The 13,106-nt window shown below is 42.3% G+C and carries 15 protein-coding genes and 1 pseudogene; 7 read left to right on the top strand and 9 right to left on the bottom strand.

All coding sequences use genetic code 11. The annotated features are described in order from the left end of the window. Positions 1-45: 45 nt before the first annotated feature. Positions 46-1,902, bottom strand: a complete 1,857-nt coding sequence (locus tag V7K67_RS14285) for a caspase family protein (protein WP_335167052.1) — start codon at positions 1,900-1,902, stop codon at positions 46-48. A gap of 200 nt (positions 1,903-2,102) precedes the next feature. On the opposite strand from V7K67_RS14285, the gene V7K67_RS14280 reads away from it, so the two are divergent. The 3 genes from V7K67_RS14280 (at position 2,103) to V7K67_RS14270 (ending at position 3,811) form a co-directional block, all read left to right on the top strand. After that, positions 2,103-2,594 carry a hypothetical protein gene (locus V7K67_RS14280; RefSeq protein ID WP_334729985.1) on the top strand — a complete coding sequence of 164 codons (492 nt, stop codon included), beginning with the start codon at positions 2,103-2,105 and terminating at the stop codon, positions 2,592-2,594. A gap of 195 nt (positions 2,595-2,789) precedes the next feature. Beyond that, positions 2,790-2,966: a 50S ribosomal protein L32 gene (gene rpmF / locus V7K67_RS14275; RefSeq protein WP_335167050.1), complete on the top strand. Its 177-nt coding sequence runs from the start codon at positions 2,790-2,792 to the stop codon at positions 2,964-2,966. 239 nt (positions 2,967-3,205) lie between these two features. Beyond that, on the top strand, positions 3,206-3,811 hold the full coding sequence (locus V7K67_RS14270; protein WP_335167048.1) for a sulfite oxidase-like oxidoreductase: 606 nt from the start codon (positions 3,206-3,208) through the stop codon (positions 3,809-3,811). 88 nt (positions 3,812-3,899) lie between these two features. Here V7K67_RS14270 and V7K67_RS14265 read toward each other — a convergent pair whose 3' ends face one another. Together V7K67_RS14265 and V7K67_RS14260 are read right to left on the bottom strand one after the other, a co-directional pair. Next, on the bottom strand, positions 3,900-5,282 hold the full coding sequence (locus V7K67_RS14265) for an aldehyde dehydrogenase (RefSeq protein WP_335167046.1): 1,383 nt from the start codon (positions 5,280-5,282) through the stop codon (positions 3,900-3,902). A gap of 181 nt (positions 5,283-5,463) precedes the next feature. Then, positions 5,464-6,612: a hybrid sensor histidine kinase/response regulator gene (locus V7K67_RS14260; protein WP_334729982.1), complete on the bottom strand. Its 1,149-nt coding sequence runs from the start codon at positions 6,610-6,612 to the stop codon at positions 5,464-5,466. Positions 6,613-6,784: 172 nt separating this feature from the next. Here V7K67_RS14260 and V7K67_RS14255 point away from each other — a divergent pair, with 172 nt between their 5' ends. From V7K67_RS14255 to V7K67_RS14245, 3 genes and pseudogenes are all read left to right on the top strand, one after another. Next, entirely contained in the window at positions 6,785-7,129 is a 345-nt protein-coding gene (locus V7K67_RS14255; RefSeq protein ID WP_334729981.1) for a CU044_2847 family protein, read from the top strand. 9 nt (positions 7,130-7,138) lie between these two features. Beyond that, complete coding sequence (locus V7K67_RS14250; protein ID WP_334729980.1) at positions 7,139-7,507, top strand: S1 family peptidase; 369 nt, start codon at positions 7,139-7,141, stop codon at positions 7,505-7,507. After that, positions 7,485-8,075 (top strand): annotated as a pseudogene (locus V7K67_RS14245) (ATP-binding protein); the annotation flags it as partial. The gene V7K67_RS14250 and the pseudogene V7K67_RS14245, both read left to right, overlap by 23 nt. A 455-nt stretch (positions 8,076-8,530) precedes the next feature. Here V7K67_RS14245 and V7K67_RS14240 read toward each other — a convergent pair. The 4 genes from V7K67_RS14240 to ureC form a co-directional block, all read right to left on the bottom strand. Beyond that, on the bottom strand, positions 8,531-8,758 hold the full coding sequence (locus V7K67_RS14240; protein WP_334729978.1) for an HNH endonuclease: 228 nt from the start codon (positions 8,756-8,758) through the stop codon (positions 8,531-8,533). Further along, on the bottom strand, positions 8,677-8,982 hold the full coding sequence (locus tag V7K67_RS14235) for a hypothetical protein (RefSeq protein WP_335167043.1): 306 nt from the start codon (positions 8,980-8,982) through the stop codon (positions 8,677-8,679). The genes V7K67_RS14240 and V7K67_RS14235 overlap by 82 nt, the downstream gene beginning before the upstream one ends. A gap of 270 nt (positions 8,983-9,252) precedes the next feature. Beyond that, a complete protein-coding gene (locus tag V7K67_RS14230) occupies positions 9,253-10,212 on the bottom strand; it encodes a transposase (protein WP_334729976.1) in 960 nt (319 codons plus the stop codon). 3 nt (positions 10,213-10,215) lie between these two features. Then, positions 10,216-11,931, bottom strand: a complete 1,716-nt coding sequence (ureC, locus tag V7K67_RS14225; RefSeq protein ID WP_335167041.1) for an urease subunit alpha — start codon at positions 11,929-11,931, stop codon at positions 10,216-10,218. Between the two features lie 79 nt (positions 11,932-12,010). Between ureC and V7K67_RS14220 the strand changes: the two genes are divergently transcribed. Continuing rightward, positions 12,011-12,388: a GxxExxY protein gene (locus tag V7K67_RS14220; RefSeq protein ID WP_335167039.1), complete on the top strand. Its 378-nt coding sequence runs from the start codon at positions 12,011-12,013 to the stop codon at positions 12,386-12,388. Between the two features lie 89 nt (positions 12,389-12,477). Here the strand turns inward: V7K67_RS14220 and V7K67_RS14215 are convergent, their stop codons facing one another. Together V7K67_RS14215 and ureA are read right to left on the bottom strand one after the other, a co-directional pair. Next, positions 12,478-12,783, bottom strand: coding sequence for an urease subunit beta (locus V7K67_RS14215; RefSeq protein ID WP_334729993.1), 306 nt, complete (start codon positions 12,781-12,783; stop codon positions 12,478-12,480). Between the two features lie 14 nt (positions 12,784-12,797). Then, entirely contained in the window at positions 12,798-13,100 is a 303-nt protein-coding gene (gene ureA / locus V7K67_RS14210; protein WP_114081110.1) for an urease subunit gamma, read from the bottom strand. Positions 13,101-13,106 lie beyond the last annotated feature (6 nt).

Raw genomic sequence — 13,106 nt, 5'->3', positions numbered from 1 at the left:
TAACTCCTAATTCCTAACTCTTAACCATTTTTTATTATTTTTTTACTATTTCTTTTGCCATTTTTGAATGGCATCCTGAGCATCTTCATAAGCGGCTGTTTCCTCTGGCACTAAAGCAGCGGTTGCAATTGCGGCGTTGCGTTCTCCTTCGGCGGCACGACGCTTGGCCAGGTCTAAAATTTTCTCACTCCATTTATCGATCGATTTTTGGGCTGTATCGAAGCCTGGTTGATCTGCTGGTACTTTCTTGGCAACTTCGATCGCCCGATTGTAGGTAGATGCCTGTTCAGGCTTAATTAAGGCATTAGCTGCATCTAAAAGAGTTTTGTTGCTCACATACTGTTTACCCTCTAGCCGCCACAGGTTAATTGCTGCTTGTGCTTTGGCGTAGGGGGCTTCGTCTTTGGTGATTAATTGAGCAGCAGCAATAGCGCTGGCATACTGTCTTTGTTTAGCACGACCTTCTGCTAAATCTAAAATCATCTGGCTCCAAATCTGAATATTCTCTTGAGCTTGTTCGTACAGTGGTTCACCCGATTGAATTTTTCGGGCTGTAGAGATCGCCATGCTCAAATCGCTCGCCTGAGTTTGTCTGAGCGACATTTTCGCCAGGTCTAATACTGCTTGATTCCGTTTTTTTGACTCGGAATTAGGGACTATTTGGGCACTAGATTGATTTTTGAGTCTAACTGGTGGAGTGCGATTGCTTGGTAAATTCTCAATAACTTGGCGATCGCTAACATTAGCATTGGGTGATGTGCTTGATATTTGCTTAATTCTGAAAGTTTCTTGATTACGGAGAAAAACTACAGCGATTAAACCTGCTACCAGCAAGCTGCCTCCGCCCCATAAAATAAACTGTTTCCAAAAAGGGATGCTTGGCTGATTCGCTGGTAATCGCGAGACGTAGCCTTGGGAGGAATTGGGGATAAATCTTCCTCTCGCGTTCACTCCTAAAGAAGTTTCCGCCATTGGCTGGGCAACTAAGCCGCCTCCTGATTCCTGGACTTTTTGACTTTTCACCTGTTGCGAGGATTTCACAGTAGCTTCTCCTCGTCTGCCCTGACCTGCTGAAGTTCTAGAGGAATCGTCAAGGGGAGGAGCTGCAAGGGCAACAGCAAAAGATTCTTCAGGATAAATCAGCGGTTCTGCTTGAAACTCACTTTCCATTGCCAATTCTGGCAAAATTACTTGCTGCCTTGATGGGATGATAGTGGCAGGGTTTTGGACAGGACGCCAGTGGTGGTGACATAATTTGGGCATGATCAGGCTTAGATAGCTTTCTAAATCTGCCAAGTTGCTACCATTACCAGAACCCAAAGCTTCTAACAAAGCTGCTGTAAAGAATCCGTGACCTAGTTCGCTACTCTCATGGGAAAATTGCTCTGGTTGGCAAGAAAGAATTGTTGCGAGTTGTAGTTCTTGGGCTAGTTCTATGGTTTCTTCACCAACGGGGGCATCTGCTTGAGTGCCAAAAGCGCGGTTGATATCGAGTAGTAGTAATACATTTAGGTCAGCAAGTTGCAGACTTTGCATCAGCGATCGCAATTCTATGCCAGTTTCTTGCACGAGTTCGGGGTTGCCCTCTGCTGGCATTAAGTAATCTTTGCCCTTGTAGTTGACTCCATAACCGCTAAAGAATAACCACAGATAGTCTTCTGGTTGCCAACTTGTTGCTGCCAAATCTTCAAGCAGCAGCAAAATATTCTCCTTCGTGGGGTAAGTTGATCTATCCCCAATCGGCGGCGAAGTATCTGTCATGACTAGACAGTGTTCGGGGAGAAAACCTGCCTCTGTCACCAAAAAATCGTCTAGTGCCTCAGCATCCGCTTGGGCACAACTTAAAGGTTGAAATAACTGATATTGATTGATGCCAATCGCGATCGCCCAGTAATTTGCCATCCCGCTCTTTGTCAGTTATTGTTTGCTGGTCTAAAAATTGCGGTTGGCTTTGCCCAAAAAACAAAGCTAACCTGTGTCTTATAGTCTAGAGGATTCTAATTGAATCTTCAGTTAGAATGTAATTTTTATTACGCTAGTAAACCGGAAAATACCTTTTACCTAATTTCAATAACAGATCATCATTAAGGAGATAGAAGGTCATGAGCAAGATTTCTGCTCACCTACCATCATGGATCACTCCCTTTTCAGTTATTAGCCAAATTGCCAGAAGAATCCGGATAATTCCTTTAGTAGTTTTGCTCATATCTACCGTTCCTGCGTGGTTTTTGATGGAAGCGATCACACCGCAGGTTGTGCGAGCTTACACCGCTAGAGTTGATCTAGCTATTGACCGCATGCCAGAAGAAAACTATGAAACCATTCTCAGAAGGGCGGAAGCGGCCGCGAGGGCAGCTGCTCAAAGGAGTTTTGACCAAGATATCTTGGTGACAGATGTTTCGATCATTGTGTCCGTACAAAATGATGGCGCGATCGCACCAGTTCTGGCATTAGATGTCAGTCGTCCACAATGGCGATCGCGCCCTGATGCTCAAAATTGGGCCACTTACTTTAAAACTGCGCGATCGCTACTTTTCTTTGAAAATAACTCTAATACAGTTCCGGCAACTGGCGGTGTGCCAACTAAAAAATGACGGGTTTAGCCAGACACAGAGAGAAGTTCGAGCCAAGGAAGCCTTGGCTCGAACTTTTTCTCAGAGAGATACAAAGTCCCCATGTCCCACGTAACTTTTAACCCGACTTACTTAATTCCTAACTCAACTGTTGTCCTTCGCATCAGTGAATGGCCTAGAATAAGAAGGTTGTCAAGAATCGCGATATCTGCTGACATGGCTGTTCCTAAGAAGAAAACTTCAAAATCAAAACGAGATAAACGTCGAGCTACCTGGAGGCACAAAGCCGTCGTCGAAGCTCAAAAAGCCCTGTCTCTGGGCAAATCAATTTTGACTGGACGTTCTACATTTGTATATCCAACTGCTGAAGAAGAAGAAGAAGAAGAATCTTAACAATTCAAAATTCAAAATGTAAAGACATTTTCAGACGGGGATTTAAACCCCGACTGAAACTCACAAGCTCATTAGATCGAAAAAAATTGGTAGTGAGTAATTGGGAACATCCATTACCCATTACCTAATCATTCATAAGTAACGAGCAAGCAATCATATAAGAGTCAAACATTTGGTGCTGTTGGCAACTCAGCAAAAAAGCTTGTAAATATCTTGAGAAAACTCATTTTTCTCTAACTATGCTAGGAAAATTTTTTCAAAAACCAGCGAAAGAAGAGGGCGAACGCGTCCCTCCTGGTCAACACTTAGCTAAAGGTTTCCCTGTATTAACTTACGGTGAAACTCCCCAAGTCATCACTGAAGAATGGGAGTTTCGAGTTTGGGGTTTAGCAAAATCTGCTACCTTTGGTTGGTTAGACTTTATGGCGCTACCTCAACACGAATTCACGGCAGATTTCCACTGTGTAACGCGTTGGTCTAAACTCGATGTCAAATGGACTGGCATTAAAGTTACAGATTTTATGGGTCTGATTGAAGTAGATCCCAAGGTCGCCCACGTTATGGAACACTGCTATGGTGGCTACACTACCAATATTTCTGTAGAAGATTTTATCCGCGAAGAAAACTTCTTTGCCTTTAAAGTCTTTGGTGAAGACCTTCCATCTGAACATGGTGGCCCGATGCGGCTAGTTGTTCCCCATTTATATGCTTGGAAAAGTGCTAAGTGGATTAATGGTTTGGAATTTTTAGCTGGTGAAGAATTTGGTTTTTGGGAGCGCAATGGCTACCATCGCCGTGGTGAACCCTGGGCTGAGGAGCGTTACAGCAATGCTTTTGGGATTTAATAGTTAGGAGTTAAGAAGGAAACAGGTTAAAGGTTACAGGTTACAGTCAAGAAAAACTGTACCCTATCACCTGTACCCTTTAACCTTTTTAACCCAGAAGTTTCTTTATGAAAGGCAATTTACCCTGATATGGAGCGTACCGCCATTTTAAATCAAGCCAGAAAGAGTTTTGCAATACACTTTTGTTATGAGAAAATGTGTCAAAACTAGCTTTACCGTGATAGTTGCCAATACCGCTATCTCCTACTCCACCAAATGGTAAAGATGAGACACCAACCTGCATAACTGTGTCGTTAATACAGACTCCACCAGAGGAAGTTTCCTGTAAAACTCGCTTTTGCAGGTTTTTGTCTTGAGAAAATAAGTATAATGCCAAGGGTTTTGGTCTAGAGTTAATCAAAGCGATCGCTTCTGCAATGTCAGTATATTCAATGATGGGTAGAATCGGCCCAAAAATTTCTTCCTGCATTACCGAATCTTCTAAGGAGACATTATCAATCACTGTCGGGGCGATATAACGCTCTGAAGGTTGAGTTTTTCCACCAATTATAACTTTTCCATCTTTGAGAAAGCTAACCAGTCGTTCAAAGTGTTTTTCACTAATAATCCTGGCATAATCGGGGCTGTTAATAGGATTATCGCCATAAAATTCCTTTAAGTTTTTTTCCAGACCATCTATTAAATCTTTTTTGATTTTTTTATTAACTAAAAGATAGTCAGGGGCGACACAAGTTTGTCCAGCATTAATAAATTTGCCCCAAGTGATTCGTCTAATAGTGTGTTCAAGATTAACGTCAGTATCTACGATACAAGGACTTTTGCCACCTAATTCTAAAGTCACTGGGGTGAGATATTTTGCCGCTGCTGTCATAATAATTTTGCCGACGGCTGTACCACCAGTAAAAAAGATATGGTCAAACTTTTCTGCAAGTAGTTTTTGACTCGCTTCTACGCCTCCTTCAACCACCGCAATATAAGCAGGGTCAAAATGTTTGGCAATAATTTTAGAGATGATATGGGAAGTATGAGAAGCAATTTCTGAAGGTTTGATAATTGCACAATTACCAGCTGCGATCGCACCTATTAAAGGTGAGATAATTAACTGAAACGGATAGTTCCAAGGGCCGATAATTAAGACAACCCCTAACGGTTCTGGATAAACTCTCGCTGAGTATGAAAAAAAATCCCAGGAAACCGCTGCTTTTTTGGGCTTAGTCCAGTTTTGAAGATGTTTTATGGTGTAATCAATTTCTTTAACTACGCTGATTTCTGTAATGTAAGTCTCAACTTCTGGTTTATGTAAATCTGCTTGTAATGCCTCGACTATTGACTTTTCATACTCAATGATTGCTTGCTTAAGATTTTGAAGTTGTTCAATGCGAAAAGTGACATCTTTAGTTTTTCCTGTTTGAAAAAACTCTCGCTGATTATGGAGAATATTGCCAACGTTAGATAATTCAGTGGTAATCATTATTTTCTCCTCTCAAAAACTATTTACTTAATGCTAATACTGTTATACAAATCATACTCAAATCGTCACTTTTAGTGCTGAATTTTATAATTGAAATATTTAATTTTTATTGGTAGATAGTAGTAATTATAAATTATGAATTGTCAGGGTAAAAAGCTCTAAAATTCATAATTTACAATTACTACTTTTCTAAGATTTTGGTGGGTAGAAGCACAATAAATACACTACCTTTGCCCAACTCAGAATTAAGCAGAATAATGCCTTGATGTGCCTCGACAATTCGACGAGCAAGGTATAGTCCTAACCCACTACCAGAACTCTTATGGCTACCTTGGCGAAATCGTTCAAAGATGGTGGCTTGTTCTTCAGGGGGAATACCTGGGCCTGTATCCGCTATTTCAATTCTAATGTAGTCAACAGAATTGGATCTTTCAGAGAACTGAGATTGATTACTTTTGTCGAACTGGCGTTGAGAAGTAAAACGAATAGTCACAGCCCCGGAGTCGGTAAATTTGATCGCATTGCCGATAAGATTTGTAAATAGACGATGCAATTCTAAGCGATCGCCCATCACTGTGTTTGACTCTTCAGTAAAATCCACACTTAGCGACAGTGCTTTGTCTTGAGCTAAGGGTGATAATTCTCCAATCACCTCTTCTAGCAATCGGCCCAGATTAACTGGTTGAAACGCTAAACTTTTACGACCTGCTTCAAAGCGATAAACTTCCAATAAGGTATTGACCATAGAAAGCAGGTTGATATTGCTACGGGCCATGATGGCGATTACTTCCTGCATTTGCGTTGATAATGTTCCCAACGCGCCTTGCTGAAATAACATCAACATGCGATCAGCAGCTACTAAGGGAGTGCGTAAGTCGTGGGTGAGGCGGGAGACAAAATCTTCTCGCTGGCGGGCAATTTCATCACGTTCATCCATACTATGCTTCAAACGTAAGAGCGATCGCACTCGTGCCAGCAATTCATCGACTGTTACAGGTTTGCGAATAAAATCATCAGCACCCAAGTCTAAACCGTGGGCGACGTTGGGCGCATCGTGGGCAGTTATCAGCAATATCGGGATATATTGCGGCAATTTCATTTCCCCGCGAATATACTTAGTGACTTCGTATCCATCCATATCTGGCATCATTAGATCCAGTAGAACCAAATCACAAGGAGAAGCTTTCAATTCTGCCAAGGCCGAAATCCCATTTTCTGCGGTGCTAATGGTGTAACCTTCTTCCTCCAAAATAGTTTTGATCAAAAACACGTTATCAGGAGAGTCATCAACAACCAGAATTTTGTCAGAACGAGAAGATTGTGAGGTCATATAGATGCAAGGTACGGGGTCAAAGTAAATTTCTCAGAAAACTGGTTTATTTGGTATAGTTTTTAAATAAAACTTTTAGGTAAATTCCTTCCAAATCAAATTTCTACCAATAAATTTATTTAAAAAATACTTTACTTACCTTTTTAACAGATAGCCACAAGCTAATTGAATTATGGCTCGTAAACTTCTAGAACTGAATACAGAGGATGGCGGCACGATTTTGGTAGCAGTTGAGCTACCAGAAGCATCAGTAGGTCGTGTGTCGCCCACTGGCGAGTTACCTATAGAAAAAATAGAGGCTAACTTCGATGCAGTTAAGGAATTAATTGTTCGCGGGTGTCGCCCAATTACAAAGGCGTTTCGTACCTTGCAGGAAGAATCACAACCCGTAAGCGGAGAAGTTGAGTTTGGCGTAAATTTTACCGCCAGAGGCTCGGTTTATGTAGTCGAATCCACTGGGCAGGCATCACTGAAGGTGAAAATAACTTGGAAACTGGCACTCGAAGAAAACAAGTAATAAATTTTCATGAATTGGGAATTAGTTAAAGCTTGTACCGTGGCGATCGCTACCCCAGAAGGTTACATCCAAGGCACGGGCTTTTTTATTTCACCCAATGGACGTTTACTCACCTGCGCCCATGTAGTTGAGTCGGCAGGGGGTTGGGAAAAAGTGCGAGTCAATGGGCAAGGGGTTGAGTTGGTTTATTTAGGCGATCGCACCCGTGATGATTTCGCCATATTGCAATTATCCGGTTATCAAGGTGCTTCAGTTCCCTTAGCTGTTAATTTTCAGCCGATGGATCGATTTCTGTCTATTGGCTATGGGCGAACGGATTTTCCTCAAGGTGCTTCGATTGATGGCACGATCACTGATAGGAAAAATCGAAGCAGGTAAAATGGAGCTAACTTTTACTCGAGTCAAGCTAGATGAGCTATTCAGTGATGTCGAAAGTTTCATGCGTCCCCAAGCAGAAATGAGAAACCTCAGCTTTCGGATGCAAATGCCAGCTACCTCCGATGAAATCATTGTCCAAAGCAACTACCAACGGCTGCTACAAGTTATGCTCAATTTGGTAGGTAATGCCATCAAATTTACCCATGAGGGTGGCGTTACTGTCAGCGTCGATTTAGTACTCAAAAAGGCAAAGGCGAACTTTCAAGGTCAGGAATTTCCTGGCATGCTGAGAGTACGTGTGGCAGACACTGGTATCGGTGTTTCCTTGGATAAACAAGATAAACTGTTTCAATTATTCTCTCAATTAGATGGCTCCCCTAATCGCCAATATGGTGGCATAGGTTTGGGACTGGCAATATCCCAGAAACTCATAGAAGCTATGGGTGGTCAACTAAATTTTTACAGCGTGGGCGAAGGACTTGGCTCAACAGTAACTTTCACCGTACCACTGTATCAATATCCTATAATTATTCAGCCTGAATTGGAAGACTCATCAGCGTTAGAATAGAACATTGCTCATTTATAGCTTTGTAATCACATCTTATCTAAAACCTGATTGCGCTAGAGCAATATCTGGCAAAAAGGCGCTCGGTATCTATATTTATTCCCCAGAGGTGAGGTTATCTAAAACTTGCTGGAATTCTGCTGTGGAAGGAATTGCGATTACCTCTGGTACTGGGCTTCGCCCAATCGCATACTCACTACAAAGCAGGCGATCGCATCTTTCATACTCAATTAATCATCACTTATCTCACGCACATCTTCTTGGGGAGGATGCCAACCAACTTGCACCCAAAGCCGCCGAGATTTCTGAATGAACCCATTACCATGACGTTCATCATTCATATCAAGCCGATTACAAGTTGCCCGACCTGTTAGAGTTATTCCGACAATTTTTGTCCCATCTAAAGTCCAGATAAAATGTTCTGACCATTGTTGTTTACGAGGATTAAATAAAGGGACTTACTCTTGAGTTTTCGGGTCAATTCCTAATGTAAAATTATAGCGACGTTCATTGCAACGACGGCAAGATAAAGCTAAATTTTCCAGTTCATCCGAGCCACCTAAAGACTGTGGAATTAGATGATCGACCGTAAAACGATCAGTATTTACGAATTCTGGGGAGTGACAATATTCGCAGAGGTATTTTGCTCTTTCACCGACGATTTCTCGGATGGAGTTGGAAACCATGTTGATTCAGCCGCTAAAACGGAATTAGCGTAGGTAAAAATCTGCGCCAACTCAGATATACCATCTAACTCAGCTTTTTCTTCTGGCGTGATTAATCCAGATTTGCTTCGTTCTAGCAGATCATCTGAACGCTCTTGCAGCTCCTTGGTAAACTTAAAAAGATTAAGATTATTTACTTTGTCTAGTTTGATTCCTGTTTCCAACCAGTATGAAGGTTCAATCATTAATTTCGGAGTCATCATGAGTTGAATATAGAATGTTGCACTTTGATTTTAGCTTTTAAAAAGTGCTAATGCTTACGCTCTAAACAAAAGATTAAACTCAAAATCAATAATTTGTGTTTCTTCTTCTAAACTGAGACTCGGATAAGAGAGCAATTCAATTTTAGTGATCACTGAAATAAAATATCGATCGTAACTTCAAGACAGAAAATCGATGAGGGAAACTTCACACTCATCTTTAGAAGCGATATCTAGCAATAAGCCTCTCTATATCTACGCTGATTTCCCAGAGTTGAGACTATCTAGGGCTTGCTGAAATTCTACTGTGGAAGGAATTGCGATCGCACTTTTATGAAGCATTTTGAGTACAGATGGTTCTTCTATCCTATTGATAACTTCGACAATGGAGCTTGGCACTTCTCCAAATCGTGTTTCTAGGACTGTAATGATGCTTTCTCTAGCATTTTCGACAATTCCTTCTTCTTTTGCTAGCCTTTCAATACTAGTTACGTACCGCATTCTATCTGCCTCCTCGTAACTTCTGACTTCTGTTTTAAAATTAAGCGCCAACTCTTTTGGCAAAACCATTATCCAGTCGATAAACCGAAATAGTTCCCGAATATCTTCCCGACTATATCCCCGTTCATACAGCCGTCTGACTAGGCTTAGTTTCCACTGTAGCCGATTTTCTGGGTTTCGTTGCGTTGCCTTGGTCTTGAGATGCGCCATCACAATTACACCAAAGGGGTTGGTTGTTTGCTCTAGGGTTTCCCACCCTTGCTCATAGTCCAACAGTTTCGCCACAGGAAACTCTAAGCTGACGCGACATCCGCCCAGTTGATAGCTGTAGCTGGAAGGTCGCCAATTTGCTTGTTCATCTGCTAAAACTGCTAAACTAATGACTCGCTTTTTATGGCGGTCAAACAAGCGGTAATTATATGTGTACATCCGTTCGGCAAATTGGCTGTCATATTGCCCTTGGACTTCCACATGAACCAATACCCAAGCTTCTTCTCCATCCAGTAGCCAAACTTTTGCGACTTTATCAACCAAACGCCGTCCAATTTCTGCATCCGGTTCTAGCTGTTGAAGTTCTGTGTCCAGAAATTCATAAGGTTGCGTCCAGTCGATTTCAGCATAAGCTTGGGTGAAAAAGAATTCCAGAAAGCGGGGAAAATATAGCTCAATGACTTCCTTCCAAGGACTATCGTAATCAGTAAGTTGCTCGGTCATGAATTAAAACAAAAAGTACCTCTGTGCCATTGGTAAAACTGTCGCAGGTTCACAAATCAGCAACTCTCCATCAGCCCTAACTTGATATGTTTCTGGATCTACTTCAATGTGGGGTAGTGCATCATTCAGCTTCATATCCCGCTTACTCAATTGGCGTGTCCCAGAAACGGCAACTGCTGACTTTTGTAAACCTAGCTGGCTGGGAATTTCTTTCTCTAAAGCTGCTTGGGAAACAAAAGTTAACGATGTGGCATGACGCGCCCCTGCAAAACTACCAAACATCGATCGCATATACACTGGTTGCGGTGTAGGAATACTGGCGTTAGCATCGCCCATTTGCGCCCATGCAATCATTCCGCCTTTAATCACTATCTCTGGTTTCACGCCAAAAAATGCCGGACGCCACAAACATAAATCTGCTAATTTTCCCTCTTCCACTGAACCCACATATTGAGCAATTCCGTGAGCGATCGCCGGGTTAATTGTATACTTAGCAACATATCTTTTAGCACGAAAATTATCTGCTTTTTCCTCTATTCCTTGTGGATTAAGAGTTCCCCGTTGCACCTTCATTTTGTGAGATGTCTGCCAGGTGCGAATTATCACTTCGCCTACCCTTCCCATCGCCTGGGAGTCGGAAGAAATCATGCTAAATGCGCCTAAGTCGTGCAAAATATCCTCGGCGGCAATGGTTTCTCGACGGATGCGAGATTCGGCAAAAGCGACATCTTCAGCGATCGCAGGGTCAAGATGATGGCATACCATCAACATATCTAGGTGTTCATCTAAGGTGTTGAGGGTGTAAGGACGTGTGGGGTTAGTGGAAGATGGCAGAACATTGGCTTGGCTGCAAACTTTGATAATATCTGGTGCGTGTCCGCCGCCTGCGCCTTCGGTGTGGTAGGTGTGGATGGTACGATTTTTAAAAGCGGCGATCGTATCTTCGACAAATCCAGCTTCATTCAAGGTATCAGTATGAATCGCTACTTGCACATCATAAGCATCGGCAACGCTGAGGCAAGTATCAATTGCTGCGGGTGTAGTTCCCCAGTCTTCATGAAGCTTTAACCCCATTGCACCGGCGGCTACTTGTTCGACAAGTCCTTGGGGTTGGCTGGCGTTACCTTTACCCAAAAATCCTAAGTTGACGGGAAAAGCATCAGCAGCTTGCAGCATTCGGTAAATATTCCAAGGGCCGGGGGTGCAGGTAGTGGCGTTTGTGCCTGTAGCTGGGCCAGTACCACCGCCGATCATCGTGGTAATACCAGAAGCGATCGCAACTTCAATCTGTTGGGGACAAATAAAATGAATATGGGCATCAATACCGCCAGCAGTGAGAATCATTCCTTCCCCTGCTAAGGCTTCAGTACCGGGACCGATAATAATATCTACATTGTCTTGAATATAAGGATTTCCGGCTTTACCAATTTTGAAAATCTTGCCATCTTTAATGCCAATATCCGCTTTGACAATTCCCCACCAATCGAGAATTAAGGCATTAGTAATTACTAAATCTACAGCACCATCGGCGTTAGAAATGGGGGATTGTCCCATCCCATCTCTGATGACTTTACCGCCGCCAAATTTCACTTCGTCGCCGTAGGTGGTGAAATCTTGTTCAACTTCAATAAATAATTCTGTGTCTGCAAGTCGGATGTGATCGCCTACTGTTGGGCCATAGGTTTCGGCGTAGGCGCGGCGATCCATTCTGTAACTCATAATGTACTTTTAGTAATCGAGGTTAAAATCGAGTTTAAACGCAAAGTGGCGCAAAGGTAAGCGCAGAGGTTCGCAGAGGATGGATGAGAATGATTTGAGTGGGGTGATAATTGGCTGTGGGATGCGAGTGCATACAGCGTTGGGGCCGGGTTTATTAGAGTCAGCTTATGAGGAGTGTTTGTATTACGAATTGAGAAAGAATAGATTAAATGTTGGTAAGCAAGTTCCATTACCGCTTATTTACGAAGAGGTAAAATTAGATTGTGTTTATCGATTAGATTTAATTGTTGAAAATAAAGTAATTATTGAAGTCAAATCTGTAGAATCCATCAACCCAATTCACTCCGTACAACTTTTAACTTATCTCAAACTCACTCATTGCAAACTTGGTCTTATTCTCAACTTTAACGTTCTCCATCTCAAAGAAGGCATTAAACGTGTGGCAAATAAACTCTAACTCCGCGTACCTCAGCGCTTCCCTCAGCGACCCTTTGCGTTTAAAAAATTTTATAACGCAGAGGCACGCTAAGGTAAACGCGGAGGTTTTTAGAGGTTTCCGTTAATTTTGGCGTTGAAGCCGTAGACTTGGCGACTACCAACGAGGGGGATTAGAGTTATTTCTTTTTCATCACCTGGTTCAAAGCGAACGGCTGTGCCGGCGGGGATATCGAGGCGCATTCCTCGCGCTTGTTCTCTGTCAAAGTTTAAGGCGCTGTTAACTTCATAAAAATGATAATGGGAACCGACTTGGATGGGGCGATCGCCTGTATTTGACACTTGTAATTTTATAGTTGGACGACCAACATTTAGTTCAATTTCACCTGCTGGTGTAATAATTTCTCCAGGAATCATCATAAATTCAAAAATTAACGAATTGGATTATGTACTGTCACTAACTTTGTGCCATCAGGAAAAGTTGCTTCTACCTGCACATCATGCACCATTTCTGATATCCCTTCCATCACATCATCCCGCGTCAATAGAGTTGTACCATAACTCATTAATTCAGCTACAGTTTGCCCATCTCTTGCACCTTCTAAAATGGCAGCAGAAATATAAGCGATCGCTTCGGGATAATTCAGTTTCAAACCCCTTCCTTTACGTCTTTCTGCTAATAAAGCAGCTGTAAAAATTAATAGCTTATCTTTTTCCTGCGGCGTGAGTTGCATTCGTAC

It is taken from the genome of Nostoc sp., from assembly GCF_036917155.1.
Classification (GTDB): Bacteria; Cyanobacteriota; Cyanobacteriia; order Cyanobacteriales; family Nostocaceae; genus Nostoc.
This window is presented reverse-complemented; position numbering and strand designations above follow the sequence as displayed.